At 42.3% G+C, this 17,944-nt stretch carries 14 protein-coding genes; 3 read left to right on the top strand and 11 right to left on the bottom strand.

Annotated elements, in window-relative coordinates:
* The first annotated feature begins 219 nt into the window (after window positions 1–219).
* Entirely contained in the window at window positions 220–891 is a 672-nt protein-coding gene (gene pgsA, locus JMW64_RS01685; RefSeq protein WP_201552533.1) for a CDP-diacylglycerol--glycerol-3-phosphate 3-phosphatidyltransferase, read from the top strand.
* A gap of 214 nt (window positions 892–1,105) precedes the next feature.
* Entirely contained in the window at window positions 1,106–1,861 is a 756-nt protein-coding gene (locus tag JMW64_RS01690; protein WP_201552535.1) for a hypothetical protein, read from the top strand.
* Between the two features lie 140 nt (window positions 1,862–2,001).
* Here the strand turns inward: JMW64_RS01690 and JMW64_RS01695 are convergent, their stop codons facing one another.
* Entirely contained in the window at window positions 2,002–2,496 is a 495-nt protein-coding gene (locus tag JMW64_RS01695; protein ID WP_201552537.1) for a pyridoxamine 5'-phosphate oxidase family protein, read from the bottom strand.
* A 403-nt stretch (window positions 2,497–2,899) separates the two neighbouring features.
* Between JMW64_RS01695 and purL the strand changes: the two genes are divergently transcribed.
* Complete coding sequence (purL, locus tag JMW64_RS01700) at window positions 2,900–6,898, top strand: phosphoribosylformylglycinamidine synthase (protein ID WP_201552539.1); 3,999 nt, start codon at window positions 2,900–2,902, stop codon at window positions 6,896–6,898.
* Window positions 6,899–7,159: 261 nt separating this feature from the next.
* Here purL and JMW64_RS01705 read toward each other — a convergent pair whose 3' ends face one another.
* From JMW64_RS01705 to JMW64_RS01750, 10 genes are all read right to left on the bottom strand, one after another.
* Window positions 7,160–7,981: a hypothetical protein gene (locus tag JMW64_RS01705; protein ID WP_201552541.1), complete on the bottom strand. Its 822-nt coding sequence runs from the start codon at window positions 7,979–7,981 to the stop codon at window positions 7,160–7,162.
* A gap of 466 nt (window positions 7,982–8,447) precedes the next feature.
* Window positions 8,448–10,247, bottom strand: coding sequence for an HD domain-containing protein (locus JMW64_RS01710; RefSeq protein WP_201552543.1), 1,800 nt, complete (start codon window positions 10,245–10,247; stop codon window positions 8,448–8,450).
* 111 nt (window positions 10,248–10,358) lie between these two features.
* On the bottom strand, window positions 10,359–10,529 hold the full coding sequence (locus JMW64_RS01715) for a hypothetical protein (protein WP_201552546.1): 171 nt from the start codon (window positions 10,527–10,529) through the stop codon (window positions 10,359–10,361).
* A gap of 118 nt (window positions 10,530–10,647) precedes the next feature.
* Entirely contained in the window at window positions 10,648–11,673 is a 1,026-nt protein-coding gene (gene tdh, locus JMW64_RS01720; protein WP_201552548.1) for an L-threonine 3-dehydrogenase, read from the bottom strand.
* Window positions 11,674–11,750: 77 nt separating this feature from the next.
* Entirely contained in the window at window positions 11,751–12,941 is a 1,191-nt protein-coding gene (kbl, locus tag JMW64_RS01725) for a glycine C-acetyltransferase (protein ID WP_201552550.1), read from the bottom strand.
* A gap of 265 nt (window positions 12,942–13,206) precedes the next feature.
* A complete protein-coding gene (locus JMW64_RS01730) occupies window positions 13,207–13,953 on the bottom strand; it encodes a pyridoxine 5'-phosphate synthase (protein WP_201552553.1) in 747 nt (248 codons plus the stop codon).
* Window positions 13,954–14,164: 211 nt separating this feature from the next.
* On the bottom strand, window positions 14,165–15,040 hold the full coding sequence (locus tag JMW64_RS01735; RefSeq protein ID WP_109591155.1) for an N-acetylmuramoyl-L-alanine amidase: 876 nt from the start codon (window positions 15,038–15,040) through the stop codon (window positions 14,165–14,167).
* Between the two features lie 202 nt (window positions 15,041–15,242).
* The gene (locus JMW64_RS01740; protein WP_201552561.1) at window positions 15,243–16,025 is read right to left on the bottom strand and encodes an MOSC domain-containing protein; all 783 of its coding nucleotides are present in this window, start codon (window positions 16,023–16,025) and stop codon (window positions 15,243–15,245) included.
* Between the two features lie 225 nt (window positions 16,026–16,250).
* Window positions 16,251–16,664 (bottom strand): ribosome silencing factor, encoded by a 414-nt coding sequence (gene rsfS, locus JMW64_RS01745; protein ID WP_045443355.1) that lies wholly within the window; start codon window positions 16,662–16,664, stop codon window positions 16,251–16,253.
* Between the two features lie 141 nt (window positions 16,665–16,805).
* Window positions 16,806–17,720 carry a nicotinate-nicotinamide nucleotide adenylyltransferase gene (locus JMW64_RS01750; RefSeq protein ID WP_201552563.1) on the bottom strand — a complete coding sequence of 305 codons (915 nt, stop codon included), beginning with the start codon at window positions 17,718–17,720 and terminating at the stop codon, window positions 16,806–16,808.
* Window positions 17,721–17,944 lie beyond the last annotated feature (224 nt).

Genomic DNA, 17,944 nt, shown 5'->3' on the forward strand with positions numbered 1-17,944 from the left:
TGAAATAGTAAAGATACATCTACAATCGGTTGCCTTGTGCTATTTTTAAATTCAACCGACTATTTTTAAATTCAACCGACTATTTTTAAATTCAACCGACTATTTTTAAATTCAACTGACTATATCGATAACTGAATAGCTAAAGAGATGGCATGACGACCTGCGTGAAAAATGCTAAGCTATCTACCATTAATATGTTTATATAAAACTGGGTTTGCCATGACTGAGAATACGCATTTGCATACGCAGGAGCCGCAAAATACCAAGAGTATTTTTAACTTGCCTAATAACCTTACTATCGCGCGGATTTTAATGATTCCGCTATTTGTCGCGATTGCTTATTGGCCACCTGCTATGGGAATTGGCATGCCTGCCATCTCAGACAATGTGATTGCGCGGGTCGGCATGAGCGAATTTAGTGATAGCTTATTACGTCATTTACTTTTGACTAGCGTTTTTATTATTGCAGCGATTACTGATTGGCTTGATGGATATTTTGCCCGTAAGCTTAATGTTATCTCAGCCTTCGGTCGATTTTTAGACCCTGTCGCTGATAAATTAATGGTAGCAGTAGCGCTTATTATCTTGGTGCAGTGGCATCCCAATATTATAATGGCGATTGCCGCTATCGTGATTATCTCACGTGAGATTGCGGTATCCGCACTGCGTGAATGGATGGCAGAGCTGGGCAAAAGTACCAGCGTGGCTGTCTCTTATGTGGGTAAGCTCAAGACAACATTTCAAATGGTGGCAATTACGGTGCTATTGCTCAACTGGGAATCACTTGAAATGATTGGTTATGTACTGATGGTTGCTGCCGTTATTTTGACTTTGTGGTCGATGATGATTTATCTAAGAGCTGCTTGGCCGTACTTGAAGCAAAGTGGTTAGGTATAAAGCCTTAACGTAAAAATGATAAAATTTAAATAGAAAACGTCAGTCGCATTTGCCACTGGCGTTTTTTATGGTCTACTTAAAATGCTGCTGATGGTGTCAATTTGTCTTAGACATTGTTTGTATGGTTCATATATACTAAAAATTAGTAAACAAAATACAAGAAATTTGCTAAGTTAGAACGAAACGTTATCTAGATAAGGAAATAGGTATGACCTCATATCAGGCACAGTCAGGTGCGGCTGTATTGGTACTGGCACTATTAACGGGGTGTTCCTCTGGCTCAAACATTCAGGAGCAATCATCCTCAACTATTCAAACAGAATCTATTGCAGAACGTTCTACTCAGGACGCAGCAGAATCAGAACGTTTGGGTACCAAATGGGGTGATGATGTCAACTCTGAAGTGACGACTGTTGATCTGCGCCGTACGAGTAGTGATCCGATCGAGCAGATGCAGGTTCGTTATGCAGACAAAGCCTATGATGGACGTGCGGTAAATAGCATGTCGCTACTGGCGGGCAAGGTTGATTTTTCGATGGAAACAGATACGGGTGCACTATCCCTTTATCGAGACTCGGGCAATTACTATGTCCAAGGTCAAGCGGGTCAGGCCTACCGTTTGGTATATCATAATAACAGCGCCAATACTTATGAAATCGTCGCTAGTGTCGATGGAATAAATGTCCTGAATGGTAGCGCTGCCAGCCGTTATGATAGTGGATATGTGCTAAATCCCAATGATGATTTGGTGATTGAAGGCTTCCGCAAGAGTCAGAGTTCGGTAGCATCCTTTATATTTAGCAAGCCAGAGAGTGCCTATGCTGCTAATACCAGCTCTGGCTCTATCAATAACACAGGTATAATCGGTACGGCAGTTTATGGGCTATACGATCCTTCTAAGCCCAAGCCAGCGCAGCCACAGGCTTATCCAGCTGACAATGGCTATGCAAAACCACCACAGTAATGGTTATCAATAGATAATAGATAACACATAAAGAAACGCCAGTCGCATTTAGCCACTGGCGTTTTTGTATTCTGCTATTTTGCATTCAAATAACGGTTTCTTATAACGTTGCTAGTTCTTACAAGATCACTGAGTTTTTTTTATAAAGTCACTGAGTTATTTTCACCTAGATTCGTCGCTTTTTTGCCATCCATCACAGCAGCCGTGGTCATCTTAAACATGTTGACGACTGAACTACCACTTAGCCAATACTCAGCACCATGTGGTACGACTTTAATCAGCTGTATGTTTGGATCTTCTTTACCTTGCTCATAAAACGCATTATAGATCGGCGACCATAGCTCATCTAGTTTCTCTTGGTCTTCAACCAGTTCTGCTTTACCATTAATTGAGACATAGTCTTTTGCATCTTGGCTGACGTAGGCTAAGTTGACCTGTGGGTCTTTTTCAATATCTTTGACTGTTTCGGTGGTCTTGTCACCGATAAACCAGATTTCTTTGGCACCGATACTGGTTTCGCTGGTGGTCATCGGGCAAGCATGTAGATGGTCTTCGTGAGTGCGAGTGGTCATCATGGCAAATTTAATGTCTTTTACCAGTTCTTGCACTTTATCGATATGGTCTTGTCTACTCATAGTAAATTTCCTTTTCTTTATAGTATTTGATTAATAGTTATGAAGTTTTTATTAGTTAGATTCTTATTTGTTAGTTTCTAGCTATCTAACAACTTGTGTTTAGAATACCGATAATCAGTGGTCTATTTATATAGGCTGCCAGTAATACGATGTCAGCGTTTGTAAGGAATATAAGGGTTAAGTAAAAATTGTGACGATATGCTCTAAAGGTTTCTACGATGAAAAGAGAGTATGGGAAAAGTAACGAATATTTTACTCACCTCAGATATTTCATGACTATTTAATGGTTCGTATCGGCAATTTATCTTGGTTTAGACCTGCTTATTACAGGGCTTCTTGTTATAATACGCAGACCATTTACTTTGCATGGCAGAGATGCCTTGATCTTACGGATTATGCCTTTATGATGACCATCGCCGGACAACCGTTTCTTACCGATTTTCAGACGCAGCAACTCATCAGTCAGTTCCAGCAAAAAACCGAGCTAAATGTCAGCCAAATCCATACCCAGCAAGTGTATGTGTTATCACGAGAACTAGAAGGTGATGAGCATAAAAAAGCGCTAGACTTACTTGCTGTCGACAGTAGCACTGTCCTTGAAGCCCCAAAAAGCAATCAATTACAAGTCATCGTTGGTCCACGTTTTGGCACGATTTCGCCATGGGCAAGTAAAGCGACTGATATCTTTAATAACTGTGAAATTGCGATCAATCGCGTTGAGCGTGTCGTTGTCTATACCATAACAATCGATGGTGAAGTCAGTGAAAAGCTGTCTACTGCCGCTGAGCAGGTGTTGTTTGACCGTATGACGCAGAGCTTGGTCTATGACTTGAGCGATGTCAGTAAATTGTTCGACGATCAAGCGCCAGCATCACTGAATCATATCGATGTTATTGGACAAGGTCAGTCAGCGTTAGAAGCAGCCAACACCCAGTTTGGCTTTGCGCTATCTGTCGAAGATATTGACTATCTGATGAATGCTTATGTCAATGAGCTAAAACGCAATCCAACGGACGTTGAGCTGATGATGTTTGCACAGGCAAACTCAGAGCATTGCCGTCATAAGATTTTTAACGCTGAATGGACAGTCGATGGCGAAGTACAGCCAAAGTCACTGTTCCAAATGATTAAGAATACTTATAAAGCCAATCCACAAGGTATCTTGTCAGCGTATAAAGACAATGCCGCGGTAATGGCAGGTTCTAACGGCATGCGTTTTTATCCTACCCCGACTGACGCGATGGATGCCAATTCAATTCATCCTTATGGCTTTCATCAAGAAGAAATCGACATTTTAATGAAAGTCGAAACCCATAATCATCCAACCGCGATTGCCCCTTATTCGGGTGCGGCGACAGGTGCGGGCGGTGAGATTCGTGATGAAGGCGCGACTGGTCGTGGCGGTAAGCCAAAAGCAGGTCTAACAGGCTTTCATGTATCACACCTACATATCCCAGAGCTCGCTGAAAAATGGGAGCAATCAGGTCAAGTAAGTACACAGGATTATGGTACGCCAGATCGTATGGCAACCAGCCTTGAAATTATGACTGAAGCGCCACTCGGTTCAGCCAACTTCTCAAACGAATTTGGTCGTCCTAATCTATGTGGTTATTTCCGTAGTTTTCAGCTTGATACGTCAGCGGCAAAAGACGGCAGCCAAATGCGCGGCTATCATAAGCCAATTATGCTGGCAGGTGGTTATGGCAATATCAAACGCAACCTCATTGAAAAAAACACCATTCAGCAAGGTGATTTATTAATCGTCCTTGGTGGTCCTGCGATGCAGATTGGTCTAGGCGGCGGTGCGGCGTCTTCAGTCGATAGCGGTTCATTAGATGAAGGCTTAGACTTTGCCTCAGTGCAACGTGATAACGCTGAGATGGAGCGTCGCTGTCAGGAAGTTATCGATCGCTGCTGGGCCTTAGCTGGTAATGATATCGACTCTAGTAACAACAGCGCGGACGGTAACCCAATCGTCTCGCTACATGACGTCGGGGCAGGTGGTCTATCCAATGCGATGCCAGAATTGGTCAACGATCATGAGATGGGTGCAGTGCTCAATCTACGTCACATTCCGTCGCTTGAGGCGGGTATGTCACCGATGGCGATTTGGTCAAATGAAGCGCAAGAGCGCTATGTCTTAGCGATTCGCCCAGAGAGCCAAGCCCAGTTTGACGCTATTTGTCAGCGTGAGCGTTGCCCGTATGCGATTTTGGGTACAGCGACCGAAATCCGTCAGCTTAATGTCGCCGATGAATTGCTAGACGATCAGCCTGTCGATATGCCGATGCAAGTATTGCTCGGTGGTACGCCGCAGATGCAGCGTAGCTTTAACGTACAGGCAAACGAGTTGCCACCGCTTGAGCTTGGCGACGTCAATCTAGCTGAATCCATCAAAGATGTTTTACGTCATCCTACTGTCGCTAGCAAGTCATTCCTCATTAGTATTGGTGACCGCTCTATCACGGGTATGGTGGTGCGTGATCAATATGTTGGTCGCTACCAAGTCCCCGTCGCTGATTGTGCCGTTACCGCTTCAGGTCTTATAGCGTTAGATGGTCAGGTGATGACGGGTGAAGCGATGAGTGTTGGCGAACGTACGCCTGTTGCTTTGATTAATCCAAAAGCCTCAGCACGTCTGGCGGTTGGTGAAGCGATTACTAACATCGCTGGTGCGCGCATTGCACAGCTATCTGACATCACCATGTCAGCGAACTGGATGGCAGCCTGTGGTGAAGACGTTGAAGATGCGGTATTATTCGACGCTGTATATACCGTTGGTGAAGAGCTATGCCCAGCACTCGGTATCGCTATTCCAGTCGGTAAAGATTCGCTATCGATGCGTGCTAACTGGACGGATGAAGACGAGAGTGGCAGCACGGATAAATCAGTCGTTTCGCCAATGAGCTTGGTCATTACCGCTTTTGCGCCTGTTATTGACGTGGCAAAAACCCTAACGCCTGAACTTATTAACGGTGATAGCGCCTTCTACCGTATTGACTTATCTAGAGGTAAATTACGTCTAGGTGGCTCAATCCTTGCGCAAACGGCAAGTCAATTGGGCAATGAATGTCCTGACCTCGATAAACCAAGCGATTTAATCGATTTCTTCAACTTTATCCAAGCGGGCAACGCGCAAGGCGTCATCAGCGCCTATCACGATATCGGTGATGGTGGCTTGCTTGCAACGATTGCTGAGATGCAGTTTACCAGTCGTCAAGGTATCAAGCTGTCATTAACTGATGATAACTTACTCGGTCAGCTGTTCAGTGAAGAGCTGGGTGCGGTCATCCAAGTCTTGCCTGAAAACGTCGCCGCATTAATGCAATTGGCAGAAGAATTTAACGTTAGCGATATGCTCAGCCTAGTTGGTCAAAGCTCGGAAGAAGACAGCTTAATTATCCAAACGCCTTTGCACATGGGTAATGAAACTCTAAGCTTTAGCCGTAGCGAATTACAACAAGAATGGAGTCAGGTCAGCTATCAAATCGCGCGTCGTCGTGATAATCCAGCGTGCGTACAGCAAGAGTATGACTTGATTGCTGATGCGAGCCACAAAGGCCTGATCGCTGCGCCAAACTTTGATCTCAATCAAAAAGTTGAAGAGCCATACTTGGCTAGCCGTGAGAATAAACCAAGAGTCGCTATCTTGCGTGAGCAAGGCGTAAACGGTCAGACAGAAATGGCAGCAGGCTTTACCCAAGCGGGCTTTGAAGCGGTCGATGTACACATGAGTGATCTACTCAGTGGCCGCATAAATCTACGTGAGTTCGACGGTCTGGTCGCTTGTGGTGGCTTTAGTTATGGTGATGTACTGGGCGCAGGCTCTGGCTGGGCGAACTCTATCTTGTTCCATGACGAGCTACGCATGCAGTTTGTCCGCTTCTTTGCCCGTCCTGATACCTTCTCATTAGGTGTCTGTAACGGTTGTCAGATGATGGCGCAGTTAAAAGACCTCATCCCAGGTGCGGAAAACTTCCCACGTTTCGTCGCGAACAAATCAGCTCGATTTGAAGCACGTACGGTCAATGTAAAAGTTGAGCGTACCAAGTCGATCCTGTTCAAAGGGATGCAAGACAGCATCTTACCAATCGCTGTGGCGCATGGTGAAGGCTATGCCACACTAGACAATACCGAAATCGACGGTATGGCTAAACACGGTCAGCTCGCGATGCGTTATGTCGATAGCCAAGGTCATCCAACCGAGACGTATCCGCTCAATCCAAACGGTTCGCTCGGTGGTGTCACGGGTCTATGTAGCACCGATGGTCGCGTCACTATCATGATGCCGCATCCTGAGCGTAACCTAAAAGCCTACAACCACAGCTGGAAACCAGAAGAGTGGGACGAGGACGGCGCGTGGATGCGTATGTTCCGTAATGCGCGGGCTTGGTTAAGATAAGCTGGTTTGAGTAATTTTAGATAATAAAAAAGGTGGGCTTCGGCTCACCTTTTTTGTGTTTGGGATTTGGGTTTTTAAGAAGTAGGGGAGCTATTTCCCGCCTTCCGCTTGTATCTGCCAGTCTGGGCGCGGCGCTAGCTACGGTTTGGGTCGTCGCTTGCTTCGCGTCGTCACCCCAAAACCTAGCCATCGCAACTCGCCCAAACCAGCAGGATACCGCTACAGTCGGGGCTAAACCGCGCCTCAAGACTACTATTTTATCTAAGTAGCAGATTTATATAGTTCATTTAAACCAGATAAATCAACAGCTTCGAATTTTTTCCCTTTGATGTATGCTTTGTACCACTCAGAATTTTGTTCTTTTGTTTTATTTATTACAAACATTTTTAAATCAGTATAAATTTGGTCGATTTCTTCTTTCATTTCATTCGGTGCATCAGCGAGTTGAACAAGTTGTTCATTAGCTATTTCTATTATAGTTCCATCTGTGTTATTGATAAATGGCACAACAATAGAGCCTTTAATTAGCTTATTGTTTAAAATTTTTAATAAATTATTTTTTATACAGTTACTAAAGAAGCTATGTCTAATAGTAGAAGATTTTATAATTAAGATATCCTTGACTAATTCTGATGGTGCAATAGCATGCTTCCAATTAAATATTTTATAAAAGTCATCAATGTTACTAAGCGTTGAATGCATATGATGTATATCAATTTTTCTAAGACTATTAGTAGAGGTTTTTATATTTTCTTTTGTATATAAACATTGAAAATAGCCCTTATTAACTTTTTCATCTAATATCTCATATTTAGTAAAACCCTTACTTATGAGAGTATTTTGAAAACCCTCATCTTCTAATAAAGAATCTAATAAATAGGATTCAAAAACTAGTATTTCATTAATATTTATTATGTTAGATAAAGGTTTTAAGTCGTCTTTGCTAATTCGAGCATTGCAGAAACTATTACAGTTTAAAATATCGTCAACTGTAAAACCCTTATTAGATACAAAAATTTCTTTCCATGACTCATTGGTTGTAGATAAACCTTCATTTGAGAACTTCTCAAATAACGCTACCATTCTATGATCGGAATTGAACATGTCATCTAAGATGTCGTCATTATAGTTTTTTATGTGACTTACTAAGTCGTTATAAGCTTGCAATGCTCTATAGTTAATTAGGCTTTCATTTAAAATATTTTCTCGGCTCAGACTAATAATTTCAGATGCTTTTTCACTATAAACATCAATTGTGTAATAAAGTGTTTTAATATTGAAGATGTCGGGGAGATGAACCAACGTTTCATTTGAATCGAAACTACTTACTCTTTGACCTTTATACTTTAGAGTGTGCAAACGTTGAAAAGTAGTTTCCTCCTTACTTTCATCTATAAAATAGATTTTTATTGCAGAGTTAGCGTTTGAACTCCAAAAGTAACCTTTTCTATTGTCTGTATCATCATCTATATTTTGAATTGGAATTAAGTCATATAATTTCTTGCTATAAGCTATTGAAACTAATGGTGGGTTTAGCAGTCTTTTTATACTAGTGATTTTTTTTCAGAAAACTCAAATCTATAGCTTTTATCCCTTTATAAAATACTAAGTCCTTTATTTCTAGGAAACTATTTTTATTTTTTCTATGATCTCTTATATCAACCTTAGATGCCTTTTCTGTAATATAAAGCTTAGTACCAAACTTCTTAAGATCATCTATTTCTTCGATAAAACAATATCCTGCTTTCCCAAATAATGGCGAGTTAAGTTCAATTTTTAAACTTTCATTAGTTAATCGACTTTTTGTAAAAATAGTTATCTTCTGATGTTTAGCAGGCAAGTCTTTCATTAGAAGAAATGCACTGTGAAGACCAATGCCAAACTCACCCGAAGGTCGCATCCATTCTGGCATTTGGGAAATTATCTTTTTCTTCTCTTTATTGTTTTTAGACCCTGCAATTTTTTGCATATACTCAAGGTCTGTACGCGAAATGCCAACACCATTATCCTCAATACTAAATTCCCATAACGTCGAATCTTCATCGTCAGCGATTTTTTTACAATCTAAGATAATAGAGTAGTCTCCGAATAATTCACGAGTTTCTGCGTCGTAAGGATTAGCATTTTTAGGCAATTTCTTAGTACTATGTTCTTGTCCATGCTCTAGCCAAACCCTGATCATTGTTGCATCAATGGCATTTTGAATAAGCTCTCGATAGATGCTCATATCATCTTTATATAGATTATTACCTTGCAATAGCTCAATAGCACTACGCTCGTCTAGCGAGAATTTCATTGGCTTATCATTAAGCAGAATTTTTTTATCAGTCATCTCAACATCAAGTTTATTGATAGTTGGAAGTAACCCAAAGTCACGACTAGGCACAATATTTTTCCACTGCGACATCTGATTTTGAATTTCTTCCTTGATCCAATCAAACCAATTGCGACATTCAATATATGCCATTTCCGTACTACAAACAGCCGTTATGCTAACCGTTTCATTATCTAGCTGAAACTCACGAATCGCTTGATGTTTATGTTTATGCGTCTCACTAAACGAGGGCATATTACTAACTTGCCTTGCCATTACAGGACAAAAGCGGTTGTCATCGATATCAAATAAATCACCCAAGCGTAGTAAGCAGGCGACAAAACGAGGATGACAATTTTCTGTACCCATGCCTGTTTGGCGAAAGGGTAATATTTTCATCACATAATCTTCAAAACCAAGACCGTGTGCCCAGCATATTTGACCAAGATAGCGATATATACGTTTTGGGAGAAGTTCTGTGCGAGGTGAGGTAATCCCGAGTTTTTCAAAAGGATCTAAAACCACGGAGTTTGAGTTTTTGGCATGACCACGGCGATACCATTCAGCAATCATCTGACGGTATTTTTCGACGCCTGTATGTGGGTCTGAATGATTGACAAGTGCTTTATTCCAACCATCTTCATGCCAGACTTTGGCAAATTCATGCAAGTCTTGTGTATTATCATTAGCTAGGCTTTCGACATATTCTTTAAAGTCATCTTCTTCAAAGACTTTTTGAACTTCATCAGCATTAAATAGCATACCGATATCATGCCAGTAGGCTGCCTCTAATATTAACCATGTGTCTGTCGCTGTTAGCTTTTCAATATTGCTACCGAGTAGACGTTCGATATTGACAAGTATTTGCTGAGAGTGCGATTCGTTGTGACTACTAAAGTGTGGGTAATAACTACCCACATTTTCAAGTGACTTACCGACGAGCTTTTCATCAAACTCCCATTGCGACATCAATATTTTAGTATTACTGTCTTCATCAGTTTTCTTTCTTAGATGTTTGATTAAGCCTGCGCTCATGGTAAGTCCCTTTTATTTTTTCACTTAACGTTTTAGTTTTACATTATTTATAAACATAGGTCGATTTTACCGTAAACGCACGATTAACGGATAAAAAATATTTTTATCCCACTACTCATCTTCTGAATGCTTCTGAGCCTCAGCTATCAACTCATGAATCTTAGCACTTTCCTTTAGCACACAAGCATCATAAGCAGAGAGTGGCTCAGGCTCTTTTTCCTGATCTTGCTTGGCTTTTTCTGCTAAATACTTTTCAAGTTTTTCGGCTTCAGAATCGCTCATAGTTTATCCCTCGTATAATTTTACCCTATAAAAAACGGCACTGAGATCAGTGCCGTTCTATCAGTCGTGATAATGGAAATCCTAATCACGACTCCTCAAATACTGACGCACCACGTTATCAATCCCAGCTTAAAATCACCTTACCGCATTGCCCACTTTCCATAATATCGAAGCCTTCTTGGAAGTCATCGATGTGCATGCGATGGGTAATGATGGGCGACAAATCAATACCGCTAATCAGCATTTGCTCCATTTGATACCACGTCTCCCACATCTCGCGCCCATAAATACCTTTTAGGGTTAACGCCTTAAAAATAATCTTGCTCCAATCCACCGTGGTGGTGTTAGGCAAAATACCCAAGAGCGCAATTTTAGAGCCGTTATACATGTTACTAATCATCGAATCAAAGGCCTGAGGTGAGCCTGACATCTCAAGCCCAATATCAAAGCCGTGCATTTTTAACTCAGCAATGGCACCTTCGATGGTTTCACCTTTGGCTGGGTTGATGGTCATCGTCGCGCCCATTTTTTTGGCAAGCTCTAGGCGATAATCACTGATATCACTGACCACAATATTACGCGCCCCTGCGAAGCGGCAAATCGCTGTCGCCATAGAACCAATCAGTCCCGCACCAGTGATTAGCACATCTTCACCAAGGACAGGAAATGAAAGGGCAGTATGCGTGGCATTGCCGAAGGGATCCATGATGGCTGCCATCTCATCGCTGATACGCTCATCAAGCTTGATGACATTATCGGCAGGTATCACCAAATATTCGGCAAACGCGCCATCGCGGTCGACGCCCACGCCGATGGTGTTTTCGCACACATGCAGCTTGCCACGGCGACAGTTACGGCAATGCCCGCAAGCGATATGTCCTTCGCCAGTGACTCGGTCGCCCACTTCAAAGTGCTTCACGCCATCGCCTATTTCGCTAATGATACCGACATATTCGTGTCCGATGATCATCGGTGTCTTGATGGTTCTTTCTGACCACTCATCCCACTTATAAATGTGTAAATCTGTACCGCAAATGGCGGTTTTTTTAATTTTAATTTTAACGTCATTGATGCCAACCGTAGGTTCTGGCATGTCTTGCATCCAGATGCCTTTTTTGGCATGGGCTTTAACCAGTGCTTTCATACTTTTCTCTTATTTAACGGTGTTGTACTTAATGGTTGAATCTAGCGAGTGAATACTGAACAAATACCGAACGACGCTTAATCAATCACTTTCATTTGCTTGGCGACTTTGATAAAGGCGGTGATACACTTGTCTAGCTGCTCGCGAGTATGGGCAGCAGAGAGTTGGACACGAATGCGAGCCTCGTTTTTGGGCACGACAGGGTAAAAGAAGCCAATCACATAAATGCCTTCTTCAAGCAGTGCGTCTGCCATTTGCTGTGAGACGTTGGCGTCATAAAGCATGACCGCACAAATTGCCGATTCGGTAGGCTTGATATCGAAGCCTGCATCTTGCATTTTCTTCACAAAATAAGCGGTATTTTCATGCAATTTATCTTGTAGGGTATTGTCTTGCGATAGCATTTCAAACGCTTTTACCCCAGCGGCAGCCACCATAGGAGGAATAGAATTTGAAAACAGATACGGGCGTGAGCGTTGACGCAACATCTCAACGATTTCTTTTTTACCCGTGGTAAAGCCGCCAATAGCACCGCCAAAGGCCTTGCCCAAAGTACCAGTGATCAGCTCAATATCACCACGTAGATTGAACAATTCAGTCACGCCACCACCAGTGTGACCGACCACGCCTGCTGAATGCGACTCGTCAATCATGACCATGGCATCATATTTTTGTGCCAACGCATAAATCTCATCCATTGGCGCGACATTACCATCCATCGAAAACACACCGTCGGTCACAATCAAACGAAAACGCTGTGCTTGCGCTGCTTGTAATTGCGTCTCCAAATCTTGCATATCCGCATTGGCATAGCGATAACGTGCGGCTTTACACAGACGTACGCCATCAATGATTGAAGCATGATTTAGCGAATCAGAAATAATGGCGTCTTCACTGGTCAGTAGTGGCTCAAAGGCACCGCCATTGGCATCAAAACAGGCCGCATAAAGAATCGTATCTTCGGTATTAAAAAACTTAGAAATCGCTGCTTCTAATTGCTTATGCAAATCTTGTGTACCACAAATAAACCGCACCGATGACATGCCATAACCTGAGTTTTCAATGGCTTCGATAGCCGCCTTTCTAATTTCAGGGTGGTCAGACAGTCCAAGGTAGTTATTGGCACAGAAGTTAAGCACTTCACGGCCATCAGTGATTTTGATAAGCGCATCTTGCGGAGAGGTGATCACGCGCTCAGTTTTATACAGTCCTGCCTCACGTATATCGCTGATTTCTTGTTGTAGGTGTTTCTGAAAGTCTTGATACATAAAGATTCCTTTTTTAATATTATTAGCGTTTGCGCTGATAATGTAGATATTAAGACTACTGATAGAACCAAACTATTTGCTTATTAGGGCGTGTCTTCATTTCAAAAATGGTGATAAAAATGAGATAAATTGCCGTCAAACAAGAAAAATAGCGCAGATAATATTAGGATATTAACCAGCTATTTGACGATGTTTGGCAAGATTTAGCCATTTTTAGCCCATTGAGATGACTATCGAGTGAATTGAAGACACGCCCTAGTATGGACTAACCACAAATCTCTAAATACTGACGCACGACATTATCCATGCCTTGCTCCAGTGATTCAATCGTAAATGCATGACCAATCGACACTTCAGCGATATCACTAAGCGCGAGCAGATCAGCTAAATTATCCAAATTCAAATCATGACCAGCATTGACGCGGATACCGTTTTGATTAGCTAGATTAATACAGTCGCTAAAGCGTTGCTTGACCTCATCGAAATCAATATTGTCGCCGCTCTTACCATTACTGTAGGCGCGCGCCCATTCTTCGGTATACATCTCGATCGTCTGTACATCGCTCTCGATGACCGCTTTGATTTGTTCGATATCAGGGTCGATAAACACCGCACAGCGCGTACCAAAGGCTTGCAGCTCTTTGCTTAAAGTTGATAAAAACTCATGATGTTTAATGATATCAAAACCATGATCCGAGGTCAGCTGATCGTCACTGTCTGGTACGAGCGTACATTGATGCGGTTTTACCTCACGAATGATCTTTAAAAACTGCTCATTTGGGTTGCCTTCGATATTGAACTCAATCTCTGGGTAGTCCTTTAAGAATGCACTGATATCATAGACATCTTGGTATCTGATATGACGCTCATCGGGTCTCGGGTGTACGGTAAAGCCTTTAACCCCTAGGTCAATCAGCTTTTTCACAAAGGTCAACAAGTTAGGGTAATCAGTACCGCGCGAGTTACGGATTAAAGCCAATTTATTCAAATTTACGCTAAACAATGTGCTCATAAAATTCCTTGTACAGCTCGTTTATTATTGATGACATAATTAGGGCGTGTCCTCAATTCAATTGAGTATCCTCTAAATGGGCTAAAAATGGCTAAATCTTGCCATACATCGTCAAATAGCTTGTTAATATCCTGATATTATCTACGCTATTTTCCTCGTTTGACGGAAATTTATCTCATTTTTATTACCATTTTTAAAATGAGGACATGCCCTAATAAAAATCATTGGTATCAGCATACTTCTTATTCAATGCCTTTAAAATAGCATAAGTCTCTAAGTCTACCGTTCCTGTTGGGTTACGGGGTCTAAAGTGCAGTTGAAACGCATAGACGACATCGCGACTGGCTTTGTCCCACTCGTCGCTACTGTTAATCTGATAGCCATAGTCTCGAAATTGCTGCTTAAGCTCAGGTATCGTGGCCGCTGCAAATGTGTCTGTATCCATAAAAGCAAGCTTATCAGCGTCATCATACCAAGCACCGATGCCATATTGCTTATACAGTTGCTCCCAAGGAAACTTTGCACCGGGGTCTATTTTGCGCGAGGGTGCCATATCAGAATGACCGATGATATTCTTTGGTGAAATGTCATATCTCGCCGTGATATCTTGCACCAACTCCGCGACCTTTTTAATCTGCCACTCATTAAAGGCGACATAATGCTCATAAGGATGATACGCCAACTTACCGTCTTTTAATGCATTTTGATACTTAGGCGCAATCCCTGCATTGACGATTTCTATGCCAATAGAGGTATCGTTCAATATCGTCCGTCCTGCAAAGCCGCCATCACCTGCATGCCAAGCCCGCTCGTTTTCTGGGACTAGATTATAGATTTTATCATCGTCATTATCTAACAATAAATAGTGGGCGCTGACTTTGCCTGTGGTCAGTGTTTTGATCGATCTGTCGTTGTCTGACACCGTATAGTGCAGGACGATGGTTTTGATGCGCTCGCTTTTGCCAGTGGCTTGGTGGGTTTTACTGTCCACGATGTAGCTCTTGGTGGTTGCGACTGGAGAGGTTGTGGTTACGCAGCCAATCAAGGGCAGTGTTAAGCCAAACGCTAAGAAGATGTTTTTTACCATGAAATGCTCTGTGTGAATAAAGGTGAGCTTTGATATAGTCGTTTCAATATAATTTGGATACAAGGAAGGCGAGCGAAAGTACTACAAATAGTAGACTAAGCGAGCCTGACACCGTATCTGATTTATATAGGATTGACTATACTTGCCTTTATTTTTTTATTGATAGTAGATAGATGAGGTCGAGATATCTTTGAAAGCTTTTTTAATTCTTGCGAATCTTCTTCGCCAACACCTTTTTCCAACTGTCCTCCAAACACTCAATCGCAAGCCAAGGTTCAATGACTTCCGCTGCAAATTTTTCTTTTGAATTTGATAGCTGCCATAATGTCTCAAGTGTCGCAAAAGGATAGGGACGTTCTATCAAGTAAACTGGTAAATCAGCGCTAATCATGCCATCACGTACCACTTTGAAATACCAACCAGCGATACCTTGTTTGCTGATCCATGCCGCGATATTCGGCACTTTGGTAAACTGTCCGATCTGATCATTGATTTTGTAGCAGGGGCGGCGCGGTTGCACGATACGCAGTTGTAAATTATCAACATCATCTGTACTAGTAGCCGTATTACCATATTCAAAAACGTCGCCAATACAAACTGTAGATTCGGTCATTTCAGGCAAATCATTTACTGCTTCGGTCGTGAAGTTTTCGCCCAATGTACCGACGCGCACGTTTAGCCCAAACTCTGTATTGATTCTTTCATAAGTTGCAGGTGCCAGTTGATGCACGGCTTTGAGTGGGCCGCCATGATGCTTGCGATCGGCTTGCTCATCAGTAATCAATCCCATGAAATTGACCGCAACAGGGGCTTTGATTGGGGCTTTATCGATGGCACTTAGTTGCTCACGGGTGAATGGCATGGCTTTGCCAGCGCGGACGCAGATTAGATTGGCGATATGTAGCGGCAGGGTTTGGTTAAAGTCGGCTACATTTTTTGGGGTAGAAGATATTAGCGTTGCTATATTTATAGGTTCTAAGCTCATAGGTTTTCCTAATCTATAGGGATTTATTAGGGGAGAGGCTACTTTAATACTGGTATTAATAATGCGTATTATCTTAGCTTAATCATTCATCTAATGCTAAGCATTCAGCCGCTTAAAATTTAGCAGTAGGTGAAAGGGTATTAGAACGGTAAATTTTAGACAAAAAAAGACCAGAATAGATATCTGGTCTTTTTGGTTTTCACAGCGTTATAAAAATAAATAAAATTATTTATTTTTATTGCGGCGACCAGCAGTTTTCTTTTCACGTGGTACAGCGACCAGCTCAGCCAATTGCTCAGGTGATGACCATAGACCTTCTAAGTCATAGAACTCACGGGCTTGTGGCGTCATCACATGCACGACGACAGCGCCCAGATCAATCAATGTCCAGTCAGAGTCGATACCGCCTTCGCGACCAAGTGGCATAAAACCCGCTTGCTTCGCCTCAGCACCGACATTGTCAGCCATCGCGCGTACATGGCGCTTAGAAGTACCGTCAGCGATAACGATGCGTTCGGTTACGTCAGTCAAATCTTCTACATTCATTACGGTGATGTTCTTCGCTTTCATATCGTCTAGAGCGGTCTCAACAACGGCTAAGCATTCTTTTAAGCGTTCTTCAGTCATGGTGTTGGTCATAAATTTTGATCTCTTGAATCGTCAATATTAAAAATAAAAAGGTAAATCGTCAATTTGCATGCGTTGGCATTGTCGAATGGACTAGATGTCGCCAGTCAGCTGTAGAGACTGGATGGGCAAAATGACAAAGATAAGGCGATTTTAACGGAATTGAGCAGCAGAATATAGCTGATGGGCGATAATATATTGATAAACAGCAGGATTTAGCCATTTAGCTAATGGATTGGGTGCAGTATTGTCTATGATATCATTTATTGGTGCGATAGATGTCATTTGCCTTGCCGCTGCGGATATTATATTCGATCGATTTTCCGTCGGCTGTAACTGTTGGCGTATCTGTGTACTGGATATCGTGGCGATAGGACGCGAGTCTATATAAATGTGGCCTTGATGGGTGTTTTTCAAGAGATGGCTATCGGTCGATGCTTGAGAGGTTGGCTGTAATAAGTCAGTAGGCGCATCGATGCGTAAAGATTGCAGCTGCGCAGGTAATTGGGCGTGCAAGTTCATCGTATCCTGCGCGATTAACGTTTTGTTGGCGGAATGAGTCGTGGTTGCCAACAGGTGATTATTTTTATTATTAATATCAGACAAGTCATCACGATTAAACACCCAAAGATTGACGTAATCGGTAAGCTCTAAACCGTTTTTCCATTTGCTCAAACTCAGCGCGCTATCCATACCGATAATGAATATTAGACTGTCATACGGATAACGCTGGCGCAACGTGAGTACACTATCGATGGTATAAACAGGCGGTGTTTGCCACAGCTCAAGCTCATTAATTTGTAGCGGTGTATGGAGTGTCGCAAGCTTTAACATCGCCAGACGGTGTTTAGGATCTGTACTTTTTTCTTTAAAGGGAGAGCGCGCATTGGGCAATAGTGACACGTGCAGCGCGCGCTGTTGCTGCTTGGCTATCGGTAGCAAACGCTGATAAACAGTCATCGCCATTTGCAGATGACCCTCATGTACGGGATCAAATGAGCCGCCAAGATAAGCACGAATGGCTGGCGCAGGTGTATTTTTTTGAGGATTTTTGCTGGTATTTGGCATAAATAAATGCGTAAAAATAGATAAGAGGCACGTTGTCGTTGATGCATATTACCCTTTTATCGGCTGACCTTTTTTAAGTTAAATGCTTCGATGGTAGCGCTATTGTAGAGGGCAAGCGGGCATCTGTCATTAAAAGCGCTGAAATACTAGGTAAAATGAGCACTTAGCTATCCGTAATGAAAATTTTTTAAAAAGTCAGTTGTAAACGTAGCCAATAAAAAACC

This window comes from Psychrobacter immobilis, from assembly GCF_904846065.1.
Classification (GTDB): domain Bacteria; phylum Pseudomonadota; class Gammaproteobacteria; order Pseudomonadales; family Moraxellaceae; genus Psychrobacter; species Psychrobacter immobilis_H.

Coding starts and splice junctions, on each gene's coding strand:
- pgsA (WP_201552533.1), top strand. CDS start 220: ATGACTGAGAATACGCATTTGCATACGCAGGAGCCGCAAAATACCAAG.
- JMW64_RS01690 (WP_201552535.1), top strand. CDS start 1,106: ATGACCTCATATCAGGCACAGTCAGGTGCGGCTGTATTGGTACTGGCA.
- JMW64_RS01695 (WP_201552537.1), bottom strand. CDS start 2,496: ATGAGTAGACAAGACCATATCGATAAAGTGCAAGAACTGGTAAAAGAC.
- purL (WP_201552539.1), top strand. CDS start 2,900: ATGATGACCATCGCCGGACAACCGTTTCTTACCGATTTTCAGACGCAG.
- JMW64_RS01705 (WP_201552541.1), bottom strand. CDS start 7,981: ATGGTAGCGTTATTTGAGAAGTTCTCAAATGAAGGTTTATCTACAACC.
- JMW64_RS01710 (WP_201552543.1), bottom strand. CDS start 10,247: ATGAGCGCAGGCTTAATCAAACATCTAAGAAAGAAAACTGATGAAGAC.
- JMW64_RS01715 (WP_201552546.1), bottom strand. CDS start 10,529: ATGAGCGATTCTGAAGCCGAAAAACTTGAAAAGTATTTAGCAGAAAAA.
- tdh (WP_201552548.1), bottom strand. CDS start 11,673: ATGAAAGCACTGGTTAAAGCCCATGCCAAAAAAGGCATCTGGATGCAA.
- kbl (WP_201552550.1), bottom strand. CDS start 12,941: ATGTATCAAGACTTTCAGAAACACCTACAACAAGAAATCAGCGATATA.
- JMW64_RS01730 (WP_201552553.1), bottom strand. CDS start 13,953: ATGAGCACATTGTTTAGCGTAAATTTGAATAAATTGGCTTTAATCCGT.
- JMW64_RS01735 (WP_109591155.1), bottom strand. CDS start 15,040: ATGGTAAAAAACATCTTCTTAGCGTTTGGCTTAACACTGCCCTTGATT.
- JMW64_RS01740 (WP_201552561.1), bottom strand. CDS start 16,025: ATGAGCTTAGAACCTATAAATATAGCAACGCTAATATCTTCTACCCCA.
- rsfS (WP_045443355.1), bottom strand. CDS start 16,664: ATGACCAACACCATGACTGAAGAACGCTTAAAAGAATGCTTAGCCGTT.
- JMW64_RS01750 (WP_201552563.1), bottom strand. CDS start 17,720: ATGCCAAATACCAGCAAAAATCCTCAAAAAAATACACCTGCGCCAGCC.